This is a genomic window from Streptomyces rishiriensis, from assembly GCF_030815485.1.
GTDB lineage: Bacteria > Actinomycetota > Actinomycetes > Streptomycetales > Streptomycetaceae > Streptomyces > Streptomyces rishiriensis_A.
Window position 1 is genome coordinate 2,069,065 of record NZ_JAUSWV010000002.1, and the last position, 18,130, is coordinate 2,087,194.

Genomic DNA, 18,130 nt, shown 5'->3' on the forward strand with positions numbered 1-18,130 from the left:
TCAGCCGCGACGTCGGGCCAGGGCCACCGCTCCCCCGCCCGCCGCCAGCAGCGCCACCGCGCCGCCCGCGAGGTACGGGGTCGTCGAGCTGCCGCCGGTCCGGGCCAGGTCCGCCCGGGCGGGCCCGCCCTGCGCCCTGACGTCACCGGCCGGGGCGGCGCTCGGCCCGGCGGCCTGCTCCTGGCCCTCGGCCCGGTCCTGGGCCTCGCCCTGTCCCTGGTCCCCGTCCTGCTCCTCGCCCCGCTCTTGCTCGGCCGGGGCTTCGCAGGTGGCCTTCGCGAGGGTCACGGTGCCCGTCACCTCGGCCACGTTGAGGCTCAACGGGTTGACGGAGACGGTGAGTTCGAGGGCGGTGGCGGCGGCCGTGCGGGTGGTGGTCTCGCGCTTCGACAGGTCCAGGCGGACTTCGCCCACGCCCGGCACCTTCACGTGCGTCGGGCCGCCGGCGCTGACCGACACCTTCTTGCCCAGGACCGTCACCGAGCCGAGCACGCTGGAGACGGCGACCGGCGTGCTGCCGGCCTCGCAGGTCGCCCTGGAGGTGACCGTGCCGACCTCGATGAGGGAGAGCAGGGGAAGGCCGGGGACATGCAGCTTCGCGTGGGCGAGACGGGTGGAGGCCTCGGCTCCGGTGCCGTCGACGGCCGCCTTCGCCTCGGCGACGTCCGCGCGCAGGACACTGAAGGGCTTGCCGCCGGCGACGCCGTCCAACTCGGCGGACAGCGCGCTCTTCTCGGCGCTGTGCGGGGCCTGCACCTCGTTGAGGGACACGGCGAGCGGGACGTCGACGGTCTTGTCGAGCAGGGACACGTCGAGGCCGGTGCGCAGGACGGACGCGCTCGCCCGGCCCTGGCCGGAGGTCGCGTGGGCGGTGCCCGCGCCGGCCAGGGCCGCGGGACCAGCGGCCAGGACCGTGACCGCGACGACGGTGGCGGCGCGACGGGCGCGCGCGGGCAGCGGAAAGTGGTTGCCGTTCAAGGGTGGGACCCCCAGAAGAGGAATGCCTCGGGACCCCGCAAGAATTGCGTACGAGGGGTGAACGGTCAGCAGGGTGCCGTGGATTCACTCCAACGTGAGTTTTTCGCGCATGCCTTCGATTCCATCGGCACGCGCGTTCCCCCCCACCGCCCGCGGCGCCGCGCTCTCAGCTCACCACCGCGCCGTTCAGTACCACCCGGCGCGGAGCCGCCAGCACCCGTACGTCGGCGCGCGGGTCGCTCTCGTAGACCACGAGGTCCGCGGGAGCGCCCTCGACCAGACCGGGGCGGCCGAGCCATTCGCGTGCGCCCCAGGTGGTCGCCGAGAGCGCCGCGAGCGGCGGGATGCCCGCCGTCACCAGTTCCGCGACCTCCGCGGCCACCAGACCGTGCGGCAGCGTGCCGCCGGCGTCCGTGCCGACGAAGACCGGGATGCCTGCGTCGTAGGCGGAGCGCACGGTGTCGTAGCGGCGTTCGTGGAGCCGGCGCATATGGGCCGACCATCGCGGGAACTTGGACTCGCCGCCGGCGGCCAGGTCGGGGAAGGTGGCGATGTTGACGAGGGTCGGCACGATCGCCACGCCGCGCGACGCGAACAACGGGATCAGCTCGTCGGTGAGGCCCGTCGCGTGTTCGACGCAGTCGATGCCCGACTCGACGAGGTCGCGGAGCGAGTTCTCGGCGAAGCAGTGCGCCGTGACCCGCGCGCCCAGGCGGTGGGCCTCGGCGATGGCCGCCTCGGCCGCCTCCCGCGGCCAGCTGGGGGCGAGGTCGCCCACCTCGCGGTCGATCCAGTCGCCGACCAGCTTGACCCAGCCGTCGCCGCGCCCGGCCTCCCGCGCGACGTACGCGACGAGGTCCCCGGGCTCGATCTCGTGCGCGTAGCCGCGGATGTAGCGGCGGGTGCGGGCGATGTGCCGGCCCGCCCGGATGATCTTCGGGAGGTCTTCGCGGTCGTCGACCCAGCGGGTGTCCGAGGGCGAGCCGGCGTCGCGGAGCAGCAGGGTGCCCGCCTCGCGGTCGGTCAGCGCCTGCTTCTCGGCGACGTCGGCCCCGACGGGACCGTGCGCGCCCAGGCCCACATGGCAGTGGGCGTCGACCAGGCCGGGCAGCGCCCAGCCCTCGACGGTCCGCACATCGCGCGCGCCGGCGGGGCGGTCGTAGGAGATCCGGCCGTCGACGACCCACAGCCCGTCGCGGACCTCGTCGGATCCGGTCAGGATCCGCCCCTTCACGTGCAGCACCGCGCGATCGCTCATGCACCGCACCTTAGTGACCGCCTAGTCGCCCTTGCCCAGCCGGTCGGAGGTCTCCTCCTCGACCTGGGCCATCGCGGGGTCGAGGAGGCGGGAGAGGAAGTGCCGGGTGCGCTCGTGGCTGGGGTTCCCGATGACCTCGGCCGGGGCGCCGTCCTCCACGATCACGCCGCCGTCCATGAAGACCACCCGGTCGGCGACCTCGCGGGCGAAGGTCATCTCGTGGGTGACGACCATCATCGTCATGCCCTCGTCGGCGAGCATCCGCATGACCGCGAGGACATCCCCGACCAGCTCCGGGTCGAGCGCCGAGGTCGGCTCGTCGAACAGCATCACCTCGGGGCCCATGGCCAGCGCGCGGGCGATGGCGACGCGCTGCTGCTGACCGCCGGACAGGGAGGCGGGGTAGGCGGCCGCCTTCTCCGACAGGCCCACCCGCTCCAGGTTCTCGGCGGCCACCCTCGCCGCCTCCGCCTTGCCCCGTCCGAGCACCCGGCGCTGCGGCAGTGTGAGGTTCTCGGTCACCGACAGGTGCGGGAAGAGGTTGAACTGCTGGAAGACCATCCCGATCCGGCGGCGTACGGCATCGATGTCGACGTCGGGGTCGGTGAGTTCGGTGCCGCCCACGAAGACCTGGCCCTTGGTGGGCTCCTCGAGCAGGTTCACACAGCGCAGCAGCGTCGACTTGCCGGAGCCGGAAGGGCCGATCACACAGACGACCTCACCCTGGCCGATCTCCAGGTCGATGCCGCGCAGCACCTCGTTGGTCCCGAACGACTTGTGCAGGTCGCGGACGTCGATCTCCGGTCGGCTCATTTCACGGCCTCCTGGGCCTTCGCCTCCATGCGCCGCACGACGAAGCCGAGCGGGATGGTCACCAGCAGGTAGCACAGACCGGCGACCAGGATCGGCGTGGAGTTGGCGGTCGTGCTGGCCAGGTCACGGCCGTACTTGGACAGTTCGCGCTCCTCCAGCGTCACCCCGAGGAGCAGCACGAGGGAGGAGTCCTTGAAGAGCATGATCAGTTCGTTGGTGAGCGGCGGGAGGATGATCCGGAACGCCTGCGGGATGATGACCGAGACCATCGCGCGGGCGGGCGAGAAGCCCAGCGACCGGGCCGCCTCCAGCTGCCCCTTGGGCACGGCCTGGATGCCCGCGCGGAACGTCTCCGCCATGTACGCGGCCCCGATGAGGCCGAGCCCGAGGGCCGCCTTGCCGTAGGTGCCGCCGACGATCTCCGTGCCGGGGAAGGCCAGCGGCACGGCGACGCCGATGAAGACGAAGATCAGCAGGGCGGGCAGACCGCGGAAGATCTCGATGTAGACACCGGCCAGCCAGCGGTACGGGCCCACGGAGGACAGCCGCATCAGGGCGACGACCAGACCGAGCACCAGGCCGAGGACGAACCCGGACACCGTGTAGAGCACGGTGTTCTTCAGCGCCAGCGTGATGACCTCAGGGAACATCTGCTTCGCGATGTCCCACTGGGCGAACTGGTTCTTCAGCCGGCCCCAGTCCGCCGTGACCGCGAAGACGATCACGGCGGCGACGAAGACGACGTACTGCGCGCCGCGCGAGAGGCTGCGCTTCTGCCGGCGGGTCAGGCCCTTCTTCTTCGGTTGGAGTCGTACGTCGGTATCGGCCATGGGTCAGGAGGCCGAGGCGGCGGCCGACGGGGAGGCGGCCGACTCGTCGTACGGGCCGATCCACTTCTCGTACAGCTTCTTGTAGGTGCCGTCGGCCTTCGCGTCCGCCAGTGCCTTGTTGATCGCGGCGACCAGCTTCGCGTTGCCCTTCTTCACCGTGAAGCCGTACTGCTCACCGGTGTTGAGATTGTCGACGACCTTGAAGGCGTCGGCGTTGGCCTTGTCCTTCAGCCAGCCCTGGACCACCGGGTAGTCGATGACGACGGCCTTGACCTGGCCGGTGCGCAGACCGTTGAGGACGGCGTCGGAGGACTCGAAGGAGACCGGGTCGAAGCCCTCCTTCTTGGCGTAGTCCTCGCCGGTGGTCTGCGCCTGGGCGCCGAGCTTGACGTTCTTGGACTTCACGTCGGCGAGCGAGGTGACGCCCGCCCCCTTGTCGACCAGGACGGCCTGGGTGGCCTCGAAGTAGGGGTCGGAGAAGTCGACGTTCTTCTTGCGCTCGTCGGTGATGGTCATGCCGGCCGCGGCCAGGTCGCACTGGTCGGAGTTCAGGAAGGCGCCGGTCTTGAAGTTCTCGAAGGGCGTGTCGTTGATCACCTGCTTCACTCCCAGGTCGTCGGCGACCAGGTCGATCAGGGACACGTCGAAGCCCTGGACCTTGCCGTCGATCTCCGACTGGAAGGGCGGGTAGGGCAGGTGGGTGCAGGTGGTGAGCTGGCCCGCCTTGACGAGCTCGACCCCGCCGGCGGCGGTCTTGGAGCCGCTGCCGCCGTCATCGGTGGAGGTGCAGGCGGCGACGAGCATCAGCCCGGCCGTCATGGTGGTGGCGGCCAGAACGCGGGTCCGTCGGCCGGGGTGGGTGTTCACGGCGGGCCTTCCTGTAAGGGAACTATGAGTTCTGATTATAAGGAGAAGTTTGAGGCTCTCAAATCAAACTGATGGTTACAGGGCCGTGCGACCTACGAAGTCAACGATGGGACGGGCGGGAAAGGTGGGATGCGTGCCGGTTAGTCTTTCGTCACCTCTACCCCGTCAGTGAAGAGAGCACCGCCGTGACACACCCGTTCCTGGACCTCGCCCCGCTGAGTGCCGCACGCTTCGCCTCGATCGAGGACCGGGTAGCGCGGCTGCTGGACACCCGGCAGGACGTCGTGATCATGCAGGGCGAGGCGCTGCTGCCGCTGGAGGGCGCGATCCGCGGTACGGCCGGTCCGGGCACGACCGCGCTGAACGTGATCACCGGTCCGTACGGGCAGACCTTCGGCGACTGGCTGCGGGACTGCGGTGCCACGGTGATCGATCTGGCGGTGCCCTTCCACACGGCGGTGACGGCCGCGCAGATCCGGGAGGCGTTCGCCGAGCACCCCGGGATCGACTTCGTGTCGCTGGTGCACGCGGAGGCGGCGACCGGCAACACCAACCCGGTCGCGGAGATCGGCGAGGTGGTGCGGGAACACGGCGCGCTGTTCTACCTGGACGCGGTGGCCTCGATCGGCGCGGAGCCGGTGCTGCCGGACGCGTGGGGCGTGGACCTGTGTGTGATCGGCGCGCAGAAGGCGATGGGCGGTCCGGCGGGGGTGTCGGCGGTGTCGGTGAGCGAGCGGGCGTGGGCGCGGATGGCCGCGAACCCGAAGGCGCCGCGCCGGTCGTACCTGTCCCTGCTGGACTGGAAGGAGCGCTGGGTCGACGGCGGTCGCAAGGCGCTGCTGCACGCGCCGGCGCAGCTGGAGATGCTCGCGCTGGAGGCGTGCGTCGAGCGGATCGAGGCGGCGGGAGCGGAGACGGTCATGGCCCGGCACGCGTCCGCCGCCGCCGCGACGCGCGCGGGTGCGGTCGCGTTGGGCGGCGGGCTGGAGCCGTACGTGCGTGACGCGGCGGAGGCGGCCCCTGTCGCCACGACGCTGCGGACGCCGCCGGGCGTGCTGGCGTCCGAGCTGGTCGCCCGGGCGCTGGCGAGCGATGCCACCCTGCCGCTGGCCGCGGGCGGGGGCGCGCTGGCCGGGAGGATGATCCGGGTCAACCACTACGGGGGCGACGCGACCGTCGGCGTGGTGCAGGCGTGTCTGGCGGCACTGGGCGCCGCACTGGCGGAGAAGGGGCTCGCCGTGGATCTGGAAGGGGCCCGGCGAGCCGTCGAGAACGCCTGGCGGTAGGGGTTGCCGATCCCGGCCGGCACACCGCAGCAACACGGCCCGCTCGGGGTCGGCTCGGGGTCGGCTCGGGGCCCGTTCGCCCGGTCCGCGGCCCGTTCGGCGCCAGACGGACGGCCGATTGACGACCGGTTCACGACGGTTCAGGACCGGATTCGGTCACTGCCGGACGGACGGCCGGTTCGCGGTCGGTCGGACTGACCGAGTCCCCCTGTCGGTGTCGCCTGTCATGCTGCCTCGCATGACCATCGACGCTCCCCTCACCCTCCCCGACGGCCGCCCCGTTCCTCTGCTGACCGGTGACGAACTTCCCATGCTGGAGAGCTGGTTGGCGTTCCATCGGGCTACGCTCGAGCTGAAGTGCGCGGGGCTGGACGACCAGCAGGTGCGGCAACCGGCGGCCGAACCGTCCGAGTTGACCCTGCTCGGTCTCGTCCAGCATCTCGCCGAGGTCGAGCGCAACTGGTTCCAGCGGGTGTTCGCCGGGCTCGACGTGCCGCCCGTCTTCGAGGAAGGCACCGGGTACGCCCTCGACGCCGGGCGGGGCCTCGACGCGGCGCTGGCCGTCTGGCGGCGGGAGATCGCGCGTGGGCGCGAGCTGATCGCCGGGCGCCCGCTCGACGCCACCGGCCGGATCGCCGACGGGCCGATGGCCGGGCTCGAGGTCGCTCTGCGCTGGGTGCTGATCCACATGATCGAGGAGTACGCCCGGCACAACGGCCACGCGGACATTCTGCGGGAGCGTATCGACGGGGTGACCGGAACCTGAATTCCAGGCCATTCCCGAATTCCCCGCGACTCTTTTCTCGGCTTACTTCTCCACCTATTTCCGCGCGCTAGCGTTCCTGGGTTCTTCTGCCCGGATTCCCCGCTTCCAAACGTCGAGAATCCCGGGCAGGTTCCGAATGCGTGACGCATTGCACAAGCGGGGCGATACGCCCCTTTTGCGCGGTGCAAAAAGGGATGAAACGGTAACGCGTCTCGTCGGCATCACGGAATCACCACGGCCTCTCCATGCGTTTTTGAATTTCCCTGGGTAAGTTCAATCCGCATGACTGCCGCACAAGCAGACCTACGTATCGACCGCCCGTCGGTGGAGGACGGCGCAGCGCTCTGGCGTCTCGCGAAGGAATCGGGAACGCTCGACCTGAACTCCTCCTACTCCTATCTGCTCTGGTGTCGCGACTTCGCCGCCACCTCGGCGGTGGCCCGCGCGGAGAGCGGTGAGCCGGTCGGGTTCGTCACCGGATACGTACGGCCGGAGGACCCGCACACCCTGCTGGTCTGGCAGGTGGCCGTCGACGCCGCGCACCGTGGTCGCGGCCTCGCCGCCGCACTGCTGGACGGGCTGACCGCACGGATCGCGGCCGAACGCCCGCTGACCGCCGTGGAGACCACGATCACCCCGGGCAACACCGCCTCCGAGCGGTTGTTCACCTCGTACGCCGACCGGCACGGGGCGACCGTCACCCGTGAGGTGCTGTTCGATGCCGGGCTGTTCCCCGACGGCCCGCACGACCCCGAGGTCCTGTACCGCATCGGCCCGCTCGTCTTCTGACCGCCCCGCCCCGCCTCTGCCCGCCTCTCCTGACGACCCCCACCCCGAGGAGCGTTTTCGTCGTGACCATCACCCAGCCCGACCTCAGCGTGTTCGAGACTCTCGAGTCCGAGGTGCGCAGTTACTGCCGCGGCTGGCCCGCCGTCTTCGACCGCGCGCAGGGCAGCCGTATGTACGACGAGGACGGGCACCGCTACCTGGACTTCTTCGCCGGCGCAGGGTCCCTCAACTACGGTCACAACAACCCCGTGCTGAAACGGGCGTTGGTCGACTACCTGATGCGGGACGGCGTCACGCACGGCCTCGACATGTCCACCGTGGCCAAGCGGACCTTCCTCCAGACCTTCCAGGACCTGGTGCTGCGGCCGCGTGACCTGCCCTACAAGGTGATGTTCCCGGGCCCGACCGGCACCAACGCCGTGGAGGCGGCCCTGAAGCTGGCGCGCAAGGTGAAGGGACGCGAGGCCATCGTGTCGTTCACCAACGCCTTCCACGGGATGTCCCTCGGGTCGCTCGCCGTGACCGGCAACGCCTTCAAGCGGGCCGGGGCCGGGATCCCGCTGGTGCACGGCACGCCCATGCCGTTCGACAACTACTTCGAGGGCCAGATCCCCGACTTCCTGTGGTTCGAGCGGCTGCTCGAGGACCAGGGGTCCGGCCTCAACAAGCCCGCCGCCGTGATCGTCGAGACCGTGCAGGGCGAGGGCGGCATCAACGTCGCGCGTCCGGAGTGGCTGCGGGCGCTCAAGGCCCTGTGCGAGCGGCAGGACATGCTGCTGATCGTCGACGACATCCAGATGGGATGCGGGCGCACCGGGGCCTTCTTCTCCTTCGAGGAGGCCGGGATCGTCCCGGACATCGTGACCGTGTCCAAGTCGATCAGCGGTTACGGACTGCCCATGTCGCTCTGCCTGTTCAGGCCCGAGCTGGACGTGTGGGAGCCGGGTGAGCACAACGGCACCTTCCGCGGCAACAACCCGGCCTTCGTCACCGCCACCGCCGCCCTGGAGACGTACTGGGCGGACGGGGCCGCGATGGAGAAGCAGACCCGGGCCCGTGGCGAGCAGATCGAGCAGGGGCTCATCTCGATCACCGAGGAGAACCTCGCCGACGTCAAGGAGTACCGGGGCCGCGGTCTGGTGTGGGGCCTGGAGTTCCACGAGAAGGCGCGGGCCGGGCGGGTCGCCGCGCGGGCCTTCGAACTCGGTCTGCTCATCGAGACGTCCGGCCCCGAGAGCGAGGTCGTCAAACTGCTGCCGGCCCTGACCATCACCCCCGAGGAACTGGACGAGGGCCTCAGCGTCATCGCCCGTGCCGTACGGGAAACCGTCTGACGCCCTCACCCCGCTGTCCGCCATCCCCTATCCAGGAGGCATCGCTCCACCGTGATCGTCCGTTCGTTCAAGGACATCGAAGGCACCGACCGGCATGTGCGGGCGGCGTCCGGCACCTGGGAGAGCAAGCGCATCGTGCTCGCCCAGGAACGCGTCGGGTTCTCGCTGCACGAAACGATTCTGTACGCGGGTACCGAGACGTCGATGTGGTACGCGAACCACATCGAGGCCGTCGTCTGCGTCGAGGGCGCGGCCGAGCTGACCGACCACGAGACCGGGCGGACGCACAGCATCACGCCCGGCACCATGTACCTCCTCGACGGGCACGAGCGGCACACGCTGCGCGTCAAGGAGGACTTCCGCTGCATCTGCGTGTTCAACCCGCCCGTCACGGGGCGGGAGGACCACGACGAGAACGGCGTCTACCCCCTGCTGACCGAGCCCGAGGAGGTGTGAACATCGTGACCACCGTCACCGATCTCTACCCCACCCGTGGCACCACCGAGGTGTCCGTACCCCGCCAGGACCCCGTCGTCTGGGGCTCCCCCGACGCGCCGGGGCCGATCCCGGCGGCCGGCCTCCAGGAGTACGAACGTGACGGCTTCCTCGCCGTCGACCGGCTGATCGGCGACGACGAGGTCGCCGTCTACCGGCGGGAGCTGGAGCGGCTGGTCGCCGACCCGGAGATCCGGGCCGACGCACGGTCGATCGTCGAGCCGAAGTCCAAGGCGATCCGCTCCGTCTTCGAGGTGCACAAGCTCAGTCCCGTGTTCGCCGCGCTCGTCCGCGACGAGCGGGTCGTCGGGCGGGCCCGGCAGATCCTGGGTTCGGACGTGTACGTCCACCAGTCGCGGATCAACGTCAAGCCGGGCTTCGGGGCCGGGGGCTTCTACTGGCACTCCGACTTCGAGACATGGCACGCCGAGGACGGTCTGCCGAACATGCGGACGGTGTCCGTGTCGATCGCGCTGACCGAGAACCTCGACACCAACGGCGGGCTCATGATCATGCCGGGCTCGCACCGCACGTTCCTCGGCTGTGCCGGGGCGACGCCCGAGGACAACTACAAGAAGTCGCTCCAGATGCAGGACGCGGGCACACCGTCGGACGAGGCGCTGACCGCGATGGCCGGGGACTACGGCATCAAGCTGTTCACCGGCAGGGCCGGTTCGGCGACCTGGTTCGACTGCAACTGCATGCACGGCTCCGGCGACAACATCACGCCGTTCCCGCGCAGCAACGTGTTCATCGTGTTCAACAGCGTGGAGAACACGGCCGTGGAGCCGTTCGCGGCGCCGGTCCGCAGGCCGGAGTACATCGGCGCGCGGGACTTCACGCCGGTGCGCTGAACCGCCTTTCCTCCCGTTGCCCGTGGCGACGGGCCAGGACGTCCTCCCCCGGTCCGGGCGAGGGCGTCCTGGCCTGTCGGGCCCGGCCCGGTGGCCGGACGCCGGGGCCTCAGGCCGACAGGGCGTCGAGCAGCCGGTCGACGTCGGCGGGCGTGTTGAACAGGTGGAAGGAGGTGCGCAGGTTGCCGGAACGGTCGGAGACCTGGATGCCGTCGGCGGCCAACGCGGGCTGCCGGAAGCCGAGTCCGGGCACCGAGACGATCGCGGAGCCGGGCGCGGCGACGGGGCGGTGACCGAGCCCGGCGAGTCCGGCGCGGAAGCGGTCGGCGAGCGAGAGGTCGTGGGCGCCGATCGCCGCCACGCCGAGTTCCTCCACCAGTTCGAGGGAGCGGCGCAGCCCGGCGTAGGTGAACAGGGCATGGGTCAGGTCGAACCGCCGTGCGGAGTGCGCGAGTTCGGCCACCGGACCGTAACAGCTGTCCCAGGGTTCCTCGCCGGCCACCCATCCCGCGAGGACCGGCGACAGTCCGCCGAAGTCCTCCGGGACCACCAGGAAGGCCGCACCGTGCGGGCCGAGCAGCCACTTGAAGGAGACGGCGGCGGAGAAGTCGTGGGCGTCGGCGTCCGTCGGGAGCCAGCCGGCGGACTGCGAGAAGTCGACATAGGTGCGTGCGCCGTGCGTCCGGGCCGCCTCGCGCAAGGCGGGCAGGTCCGCGATCCGGCCGTCGGCCGACTGGGCGGCGCTCACGGCGACCAGTGCCGTGCCGGGGCGGACGGACTCAGCGATCCGCTCCAGCGGGACGGCGCGGACCTTGAGGTCCCCGCGGACGTGGAACGGGTTGAGGACGGAGGTGAAGTCGTCCTCGGCGGTGAGCACTTCGGCGCCCGCGGGGAGCGAGGCGGCGATCACACCGGTGTGCGCGGCGACCGAGGCGCCCAGCGCCACCCGGGTGACCGGGACGCCGGCCAGCCGGGCGTACGCGGCCCGGCAGGCCTCCACGTCCTCGTGCAGCGGGGTCAGCGGCCTGCCCTCGGCGCGCAGCACCGCCGCCTCGTGCAGGGCGGCGACGGTCCGGGCAGGCAGCAGGCCGTTGCTCGCCGTGTTCAGGTAAGTGGTCTTCGGGGTGAACTCGGCGCGGACGAGGCTCTCGAAGGTCTCCATGGGTCCACTGTGGGACCCCGGCAACCCCTCGTCCATTGCCGATTTTTACGTGATTCCGCTAAGGACAGCTTATGGATGGGCTCTCACCTGCGGGTTTCAGTGCTGCGGCACCGCGCATCCGTCCGGGCCGCAGGCCTGCGCACCGCCGTCGTCGATCAGCTTCAGCGGCGAGCGGGCCTGCCAGGCCTGGGTGAGGGCCTGGGTGAAGACCTCGGCGGGCTGGGCCCCGGAGACGCCGTAGGCGCGGTCGAGGACGAAGAAGGGCACGCCGTTCGCACCGAGCTGTGCGGCCTCGCGCTCGTCGGCGCGGACCTCGTCGGCGTAGCGGGCGGGGTCGGCGAGGACCTCGCGGGCGGCCTCGGCGTCGAGACCGGCCTCGGCGGCCAGTTCCACGAGCCGTTCGTCGCCCTCGGAGAAGACGGACCGCTCCTCGGCGAAGTTCGCCCGGTAGAGGAGCTGGATCAGCTCGTCCTGCCGGCCGTGCTCCTTGGCGAAGTGCAGCAGGCGGTGCATGTCGAAGGTGTTGCCGTGGTCGCGGTCCCGGGTGCGGTAGTCGAGGCCCTCGGCGGCGGCCTGCGCGCCCAGGTTCTCCTCGCCGGTCCGCGCCTGTGCCTCGCTCATCCCGTACTTCTTGGTGAGCATGGCCAGCACCGGCTGGACGTCCCCCTTGGGGCGGCCCGGGTCCAGCTCGAAGGAACGGTGCACCACCTCGACCTGGTCACGGTGCGGGAAGGCCTCGAGCGCCTTCTCGAAGCGGGCCTTGCCCACGTAGCACCAGGGGCAGGCGATGTCGCTCCAGATCTCGACGCGCATGTCTCGGCTCTCTCCAGGTCGTGCGGTGTACGGCGCTCCCCGGGGGAGGTCCGCACGGAGGTTCCCTCCGCCGAGTGCATGAACGTTCAAGCAGGGCGTTTCATTCCTGGTCGATCCCCGGTCGTTCCCCGCTCACCGCGTACCTCAGCCACAGGTGGTGCTCGCCCTCGCCGGGCGGGTTCTCCGGGTCGGGGCGCCAGCCCTGCCGGGCGTAGAAGGCCTGGGCCCGCCGGTTGTCGACGTGCACGTCGAGCACGGCCGTGCGCCGCCCGTCCGCCCGCCACTGCTCGACACAGGCCGTGTGCAGGGCCGTACCGATCCCCGAACGCCAGTGGTCGGGGTCGACATGGAACTGGAACAGCTTCACCGTGTGCACGGGCGCGCCCTCCGGCGTACGGAAGGAGGCGAGGCCGACGAGCCGCCCCTGCTCGACGACGCACAGCACATGGCCGTCGGGCCGCCCGATGGCGGTGCGCCAGGCGGCGAGCCAGTCGGTACCGTCCCGCGGGGCCCCGTCGGGGTAGTACGTGGCCCGGGCGCGGGCGTGCAGCGCGACGACGCTCTCCGCCTCGGCGGGGACGGCGGTGCGGATCACCCGGTGTCCCATGACGCGATGTCCGATCATGCAGGAGAGGACGAGAAGGCCCTCCTCCCGGTTCCGGCCGGGCAGGTCCTAGCTTCCGTCCCGCAGGTCGCGCGGCCACTCGGTCCTGAACTCGAGATGGTCGTACGTCACGACGCACCCCTCGCCCATCGGCGACTGCGTCATGAAGCCGACCAGGGCCGCGCCGGTCTCCTTCTCCTCGCCGAGCGTGAACAGGCGGACGAACGTCCACCGTCTGCCGTCCCGGGAGGCGTGGAAGGCGAAGGCGCGCCCGGTCCGGCTCACCCTCAGCCAGACCGTACTCCCCTCCACGGTGAAGGAGTTGGCGTCGTCGGAGTGTCCCCGGGTGACCACCGTGCAGACGGTGGCCACGTCCGGGGAGTACTCCAGACACAGTTTGGCCCAGGCCCGCTCGCCGACCTGGACGTACAACGCCCCCGCGTCGAAGGCCCAGTTGAACCCGACGGTGACGCGTGCGACGAGCTGGAAGTCCCCTTCCGGCGCTCCCAGCAGCCGGGGCGCGTCGGCGGCGGGTTCCACCCCGTCCCCGGTGGGCGGCACGAACCGGTCCTGCCGGGCCCCGGCCCACCCGGTGAGCACCCCGTGCTCGTGGGACCAGTGCCCGTCGGGCCCGTAGGTACGCAGCGGAAAGGGCAGTTCGGGGAGGGAGACGTCCATGGCCTCATCATCTCAGGGGAGCAGGGAAACGCAGGGGCGCGGGGAACCGCGCGACAGGTCACGACGGACCCGCACGCGGCGGTCCACCGCGCCCCTCGACGACGCACCCCTCGGCGACGAACACCGCGGAGCGCCGCGCGCTACCGCTCCAGACGCCCGTTGAACCGGCGCGGCAGCCCCAGCTCGTTCTCGTCCCGCAGTTCCACGGGCAGCAGCGCCGCGGGAGCGTTCTGGTAGGCGACCGGCCGCAGCCACCGCTCGATGGCGGTCCCGCCGACCGAGGTGGAGGTGGAGGTGGTGGCCGGGTACGGCCCGCCGTGATGCTGGGCCGGCGCGACGGCGACACCCGTGGGCCAGCCGTTCACCAGCACGCGTCCGGCCAGCGGGGTCAGCTCGGCGAGGATCTCCCCGCCCCGGCCCTCGCCCGCGGCCTCCCCCTCCGACAGCTGGACGGTCGCCGTCAGGTTTCCGGGCAGGCGCGACAGCACCCCCTTGACCTCGTCCTCGTCGTCGTAGCGGACCACGACGGTGACCGGTCCGAAGCACTCCTCGAGCAGCAGGTCGTGCGCGCCCTCGGCGGCCAGCCGGGAGGCCGGCACGGTCAGGAAGCCCGGGCTGACGGTGTGCTCCCCGCCCGCGCCGGGCGTCACCGGGGACTCCACGTCGGGCAGCTCGGCCCGCTCGGCGACCCCGGCGATGAAGTTGTCGCGCATCCGGTGGTCGAGCAGCACGCCCGCGTCGGTGTCGCTCACCGCGTCCGTGAGCGACTTGACCAGCCCGTCGCCGGCCGCGCCGGACGGCACCAGCACCAGCCCCGGCTTCACACAGAACTGACCGACCCCCATCGTCATGGACCCGGCGAGACCGAGACCGATGGCCTCGGCCCGCTCGACGGCGGCGGCCTCGGTCACCACGACCGGGTTCAGCGATCCCAGCTCGCCGTGGAACGGGATCGGTACCGGACGGGCCGCCGCCGCGTCGAACAGCGCGCGCCCGCCCCGGATCGACCCGGTGAAACCGGCCGCGGCGACCAGCGGGTGCTTGATCAGCTCGACGCCGGCCTCGAAGCCGTGCACCAGGCCCAGTACGCCCGCCGGGATGCCGTGGTCGGCGGCGGCGTTGCGCACCACCTTGGCGACCAGCTCGGACAGGCCGGGGTGGTCGGGGTGGGACTTGACGACGACCGGGTTGCCCGCCGCGAGCGCGCTCGCGGTGTCACCACCGGCGACGGAGAACGCGAAGGGGAAGTTGGACGCCGAGTACACGGCCACCACCCCGAGCGGCACCTTGTAGCGGCGCAGGTCGGGAATGGGCGGGGTGGCGGTGTCGTCGGGGTGGCTGATGACGACGTCGAGGAAGGCGCCCTCGTCGACGATGTCGGCGAACGCGCGCAACTGGTAGCAGGTGCGGGCGAGCTCGCCGGTCAGCCGGACCGGGCCGAGCGCGGTCTCCGCGTCGGCCACCTCCACGAGTGTGTCCTTGGCCGCCTGGAGCCGGTCGGCGGCGGAACGCAGGAAGGCGGCGCGGACGGTACGGTCGGCGAGGAAGCCGCGCGCCTCGTGCGCGGCGCGGACGACGGCGTCGACCTCCTGGGCCGTGGCCTCCACCGCAACCTGTTCACGCTGCTTCCCGGTTCGGGGGTCGACACTCCAGACTGGTGCTGCTGCCACCGCGGGTCCCTCCACGCTTGGTTCTGACCACGTTTGGTACTGGCTCGTTCACCAGGGTCGTTCGATATACTGAACGCTGTCTCTGATGATGAATATGCTGTCGGAGCGTATTTCCCGTCGAACGAAGGGGTCAAGGGCGATGTCGGCTGGCGAGACGGGGGGCGGGGCGCAGGTCAAGTCCGCGGTGCGGACGGTTGAGCTGCTGGAATACTTCGCCGGGCGCCCCGGAATGCACTCCCTGGCGTCGGTCCAGGAGGCCGTCGGATATCCCAAGTCCAGTCTCTACATGTTGTTGCGCACGCTCGTGGAGCTGGGCTGGGTGGAGACCGACGCGACGGGCACGCGGTACGGCATCGGGGTACGGGCGCTGCTCGTCGGCACGTCCTACATCGACGGCGACGAGGTGGTCGCGGCCGCCCGCCCCACCCTGGACCGGCTCTCGGACGACACCACCGAGACCATCCACCTGGCCCGGCTCGACGGCACGAACGTCGTGTATCTCGCCACCCGACAGTCGCAGCACTACCTGCGCCCCTTCACCCGGGTCGGGCGCCGGCTCCCGGCCCACTCCACCTCCCTGGGCAAGGCGCTGCTCAGCACCTACACCGACGAGCAGGTCCGCAAGCTGCTGCCGGAGACGCTGCCGGCGCTGACCGAGCACACGATCACGGACCGCGAGAAGCTCATCGAGGAGCTGCACCAGATCCGCGAGCAGGGCTTCTCGGTGGACCGCGAGGAGAACACGCTGGGCCTGCGCTGCTTCGGCGTGGCGATCCCGTACCGCACGCCCGCCCGGGACGCGATCAGCTGCTCGGTGCCGGTGGCGAGACTCACCCCCGCGCACGAGCAGCTGGTGAAGGACGCGCTGTTCGACGCACGCGACCGGCTCACGCTGGCCACCCGTAGGCTCTGAGACATGCTGATCTCCCTGCGCCAGGTCCACGACAGCGATCTGCCGGTGTTCTTCCGGCAGCAGAACGATCCGGAGTCGGTGCGGATGGCCGCGTTCACCGCGAAGGATCCGGCCGACCGGGACGCGTTCGACGCCCACTGGTCGAGGATCCGCGCCTCGTCCGCCGTGCCGCGCACGATCCTGGCCGACGGGGACGTGGTCGGCAGCGCGGCGGTGTACGGGGAGCCGGGCGAGCGCGAGGTGACGTACTGGGTGGATCGCACCCACTGGGGCCGGGGCATCGCCACGCAGGCGTTGCGGGCGCTGCTGTCCGAGGTGCGGGAGCGTCCGCTGTTCGCGCGGGCGGCGGCCGACAACGCCGGTTCCCTGCGCGTCCTGGAGAAGTGCGGCTTCCGGCCCACCGCCCGGGCCACCGGCTTCGCGAACGCGCGGGGCGGGGAGATCGAGGAGATCGTGCTGCGGCTGGAGGCCTGACCCGAACCGGCCTCAGATGAACGGTCGATGAGAAACCGGGCGCAAGGGAACGATCCGCGCCGTTCCGTTCGTCTCTCTGTTCGCAATGAACAAGACGATCAGGCGCGCCTCGGTCTTCGCGCTGCTGCTGGTGTTCGCCCTGCTGCTCCGGGCGACCTGGGTGCAGTTCTACGAGGGCCGGGCACTCGCGGACGACAAGGACAACCGGCGCAACGCGATCGAGACGTACGCGGAGCCGCTCGGGAACATCATCGTGGCCGGAAAGGCGATCACCGGCTCGGCCGTCACCACGGGGGGCGACCTCAGATACAAGCGCACGTACACGGACGGCGAGCTGTACGCGGCGGTGACGGGCTACGCCTCGCAGAGCTACGCCCCCACACAGCTGGAGGGCATCTACGCCGACCTGCTCAACGGCACGGACACCCGCCTGAAGACCGCGCTGGACACGGTCACGGACGAACGGGCGGAGCCGGGCAACGTGATCACCACGATCGACCCGGCCGTGCAGAAGGCGGCGTACGACGCGCTCGGCGACAAGAAGGGCGCGGCCGTCGCGCTCGACCCGACGACCGGCCAGATCCTCGCGGTGGTGTCGACCCCGTCGTACGACCCGTCGACGCTGACCGACGCCAACACCGCCGGGACGGCCTGGAAGACGCTCAACGCGGACTCCGACAAGCCGCTCACCAACCGGGCGTTGCGGCAGCCGCTGGCACCGGGCTCGACGTTCAAGCTGGTCGTGGCGGCGGCCGCGCTGGAGGACGGGCTGTACTCGTCGGTGGACGAGAAGACCGACAGCGAGGACCCGTACACCCTGCCGGGCACGCGCACGGTCCTGAAGAACGAGAACACGTCCGCCCCCTGCGAGAACGCCACGATCCGGGTCGCGTTGCAGTACTCCTGCAACAACGTCTTCGCGCACATGGCCGTCGAGCTCGGGCAGGACAAGCTGAGGGCGACGGCCGAGAAGTTCGGTTTCGACGACGAGAGCCAGGACGTGCCGGTGCGGGCGTACCCGAGTGTGTACCCGTCCGACATGGACGAGTCGTCCACCGCCCTGACCGGCATCGGCCAGTTCGACGTGACCGCGACGCCGTTGCAGATGGCCATGGTGTCGGCCGCCCTGGCCAACGGCGGCAAGCTCGTCTCTCCGCACATGGTCTCGCAGATCACCGACGGCGGCGGCGACGTTCTCGAGGACTACGACGACGAGGCGTCGACCACGCAGATCGTCAGCTCCTCCACGGCCGAGCAGTTGCGGTCGGCGATGCAGACGGTCGTCGAGAAGGGCACCGGCACCAACGCGCTCATCGACGGCGTCACCGTCGGCGGCAAGACGGGTACGGCCCAGAACGGCGAGAACAACAGCAAGGCGCCGTACGCCTGGTTCACGTCGTACGGCACGTCCGACTCCTCCGGCAAGGAGGTCGCCGTGGCCGTCGTGGTCGAGCAGTCCGACGCCGCGCGCTCCGAGGTCAGCGGTAACGGGCTGGCAGCCCCGGTCGCGAAGGCGATGATGCAGGCGGCGCTGAAGAACTGAGGT

The 18,130-nt window shown here is 70.8% G+C and carries 19 protein-coding genes; 9 read left to right on the forward strand and 10 right to left on the reverse strand.

From position 1 onward, the window contains the following. The 5 genes from QF030_RS11675 to QF030_RS11695 all read right to left on the reverse strand — a co-directional run bounded on the left by QF030_RS11675 (position 1) and on the right by QF030_RS11695 (position 4,746). Positions 1-978, reverse strand: a complete 978-nt coding sequence (locus QF030_RS11675; protein ID WP_307162586.1) for an SCO1860 family LAETG-anchored protein — start codon at positions 976-978, stop codon at positions 1-3. A gap of 166 nt (positions 979-1,144) precedes the next feature. Beyond that, entirely contained in the window at positions 1,145-2,236 is a 1,092-nt protein-coding gene (locus QF030_RS11680) for an amidohydrolase family protein (protein ID WP_307162587.1), read from the reverse strand. A 21-nt stretch (positions 2,237-2,257) separates the two neighbouring features. Continuing rightward, the gene (locus tag QF030_RS11685) at positions 2,258-3,049 is read right to left on the reverse strand and encodes an amino acid ABC transporter ATP-binding protein (protein ID WP_307162588.1); all 792 of its coding nucleotides are present in this window, start codon (positions 3,047-3,049) and stop codon (positions 2,258-2,260) included. Then, positions 3,046-3,879 (reverse strand): amino acid ABC transporter permease, encoded by an 834-nt coding sequence (locus tag QF030_RS11690; RefSeq protein WP_307162589.1) that lies wholly within the window; start codon positions 3,877-3,879, stop codon positions 3,046-3,048. Before QF030_RS11690 ends, QF030_RS11685 begins: the two co-directional genes overlap by 4 nt. A 3-nt stretch (positions 3,880-3,882) precedes the next feature. After that, positions 3,883-4,746 carry a transporter substrate-binding domain-containing protein gene (locus QF030_RS11695; protein ID WP_307162590.1) on the reverse strand — a complete coding sequence of 288 codons (864 nt, stop codon included), beginning with the start codon at positions 4,744-4,746 and terminating at the stop codon, positions 3,883-3,885. Between the two features lie 185 nt (positions 4,747-4,931). Between QF030_RS11695 and QF030_RS11700 the strand changes: the two genes are divergently transcribed. From QF030_RS11700 to thpD, 6 genes are all read left to right on the forward strand, one after another. Next, entirely contained in the window at positions 4,932-6,032 is a 1,101-nt protein-coding gene (locus QF030_RS11700) for a pyridoxal-phosphate-dependent aminotransferase family protein (RefSeq protein ID WP_307162591.1), read from the forward strand. Between the two features lie 238 nt (positions 6,033-6,270). Then, a complete protein-coding gene (locus QF030_RS11705) occupies positions 6,271-6,798 on the forward strand; it encodes a DinB family protein (protein WP_307162592.1) in 528 nt (175 codons plus the stop codon). A gap of 282 nt (positions 6,799-7,080) precedes the next feature. Beyond that, positions 7,081-7,587 carry a diaminobutyrate acetyltransferase gene (gene ectA / locus QF030_RS11710; RefSeq protein WP_307162593.1) on the forward strand — a complete coding sequence of 169 codons (507 nt, stop codon included), beginning with the start codon at positions 7,081-7,083 and terminating at the stop codon, positions 7,585-7,587. A gap of 62 nt (positions 7,588-7,649) precedes the next feature. Beyond that, a complete protein-coding gene (gene ectB, locus QF030_RS11715; protein WP_307162594.1) occupies positions 7,650-8,921 on the forward strand; it encodes a diaminobutyrate--2-oxoglutarate transaminase in 1,272 nt (423 codons plus the stop codon). Between the two features lie 51 nt (positions 8,922-8,972). Further along, positions 8,973-9,377: an ectoine synthase gene (locus QF030_RS11720; protein ID WP_057599305.1), complete on the forward strand. Its 405-nt coding sequence runs from the start codon at positions 8,973-8,975 to the stop codon at positions 9,375-9,377. A 5-nt stretch (positions 9,378-9,382) separates the two neighbouring features. Continuing rightward, positions 9,383-10,270, forward strand: coding sequence for an ectoine hydroxylase (thpD, locus tag QF030_RS11725; protein ID WP_307162595.1), 888 nt, complete (start codon positions 9,383-9,385; stop codon positions 10,268-10,270). Positions 10,271-10,379: 109 nt separating this feature from the next. Here the strand turns inward: thpD and QF030_RS11730 are convergent, their stop codons facing one another. The 5 genes from QF030_RS11730 to QF030_RS11750 form a co-directional block, all read right to left on the reverse strand. Continuing rightward, positions 10,380-11,432 (reverse strand): aminotransferase class V-fold PLP-dependent enzyme, encoded by a 1,053-nt coding sequence (locus QF030_RS11730; protein ID WP_307162596.1) that lies wholly within the window; start codon positions 11,430-11,432, stop codon positions 10,380-10,382. Positions 11,433-11,528: 96 nt separating this feature from the next. Then, complete coding sequence (locus QF030_RS11735) at positions 11,529-12,245, reverse strand: DsbA family oxidoreductase (RefSeq protein ID WP_307162597.1); 717 nt, start codon at positions 12,243-12,245, stop codon at positions 11,529-11,531. A gap of 100 nt (positions 12,246-12,345) precedes the next feature. After that, on the reverse strand, positions 12,346-12,870 hold the full coding sequence (locus QF030_RS11740) for a GNAT family N-acetyltransferase (protein ID WP_307162598.1): 525 nt from the start codon (positions 12,868-12,870) through the stop codon (positions 12,346-12,348). 48 nt (positions 12,871-12,918) lie between these two features. Further along, a complete protein-coding gene (locus tag QF030_RS11745) occupies positions 12,919-13,527 on the reverse strand; it encodes a DUF1349 domain-containing protein (RefSeq protein ID WP_307162599.1) in 609 nt (202 codons plus the stop codon). Between the two features lie 140 nt (positions 13,528-13,667). Further along, a complete protein-coding gene (locus tag QF030_RS11750; RefSeq protein WP_307162600.1) occupies positions 13,668-15,197 on the reverse strand; it encodes an aldehyde dehydrogenase (NADP(+)) in 1,530 nt (509 codons plus the stop codon). Positions 15,198-15,336: 139 nt separating this feature from the next. On the opposite strand from QF030_RS11750, the gene QF030_RS11755 reads away from it, so the two are divergent. The 3 genes from QF030_RS11755 to QF030_RS11765 all read left to right on the forward strand — a co-directional run bounded on the left by QF030_RS11755 (position 15,337) and on the right by QF030_RS11765 (position 18,127). Next, positions 15,337-16,110: an IclR family transcriptional regulator gene (locus QF030_RS11755; RefSeq protein ID WP_020130471.1), complete on the forward strand. Its 774-nt coding sequence runs from the start codon at positions 15,337-15,339 to the stop codon at positions 16,108-16,110. A gap of 3 nt (positions 16,111-16,113) precedes the next feature. Then, positions 16,114-16,584, forward strand: coding sequence for a GNAT family N-acetyltransferase (locus tag QF030_RS11760; protein WP_307162601.1), 471 nt, complete (start codon positions 16,114-16,116; stop codon positions 16,582-16,584). An 85-nt stretch (positions 16,585-16,669) separates the two neighbouring features. Continuing rightward, positions 16,670-18,127: a peptidoglycan D,D-transpeptidase FtsI family protein gene (locus QF030_RS11765; RefSeq protein WP_307162602.1), complete on the forward strand. Its 1,458-nt coding sequence runs from the start codon at positions 16,670-16,672 to the stop codon at positions 18,125-18,127. The last annotated feature ends 3 nt before the right edge of the window (positions 18,128-18,130 follow it).

Bases quoted from the DNA above. Each gene is read 5' to 3' on its own strand.
- QF030_RS11680 (WP_307162587.1), bottom strand. From the start codon at position 2,236: ATGAGCGATCGCGCGGTGCTGCACGTGAAGGGGCGGATCCTGACCGGA.
- QF030_RS11685 (WP_307162588.1), bottom strand. From the start codon at position 3,049: ATGAGCCGACCGGAGATCGACGTCCGCGACCTGCACAAGTCGTTCGGG.
- QF030_RS11690 (WP_307162589.1), bottom strand. From the start codon at position 3,879: ATGGCCGATACCGACGTACGACTCCAACCGAAGAAGAAGGGCCTGACC.
- QF030_RS11705 (WP_307162592.1), top strand. From the start codon at position 6,271: ATGACCATCGACGCTCCCCTCACCCTCCCCGACGGCCGCCCCGTTCCT.
- ectA (WP_307162593.1), top strand. From the start codon at position 7,081: ATGACTGCCGCACAAGCAGACCTACGTATCGACCGCCCGTCGGTGGAG.
- QF030_RS11730 (WP_307162596.1), bottom strand. From the start codon at position 11,432: ATGGAGACCTTCGAGAGCCTCGTCCGCGCCGAGTTCACCCCGAAGACC.
- QF030_RS11735 (WP_307162597.1), bottom strand. From the start codon at position 12,245: ATGCGCGTCGAGATCTGGAGCGACATCGCCTGCCCCTGGTGCTACGTG.
- QF030_RS11740 (WP_307162598.1), bottom strand. From the start codon at position 12,870: ATGATCGGACATCGCGTCATGGGACACCGGGTGATCCGCACCGCCGTC.
- QF030_RS11745 (WP_307162599.1), bottom strand. From the start codon at position 13,527: ATGGACGTCTCCCTCCCCGAACTGCCCTTTCCGCTGCGTACCTACGGG.
- QF030_RS11755 (WP_020130471.1), top strand. From the start codon at position 15,337: ATGTCGGCTGGCGAGACGGGGGGCGGGGCGCAGGTCAAGTCCGCGGTG.
- QF030_RS11760 (WP_307162601.1), top strand. From the start codon at position 16,114: ATGCTGATCTCCCTGCGCCAGGTCCACGACAGCGATCTGCCGGTGTTC.
- QF030_RS11765 (WP_307162602.1), top strand. From the start codon at position 16,670: ATGAACAAGACGATCAGGCGCGCCTCGGTCTTCGCGCTGCTGCTGGTG.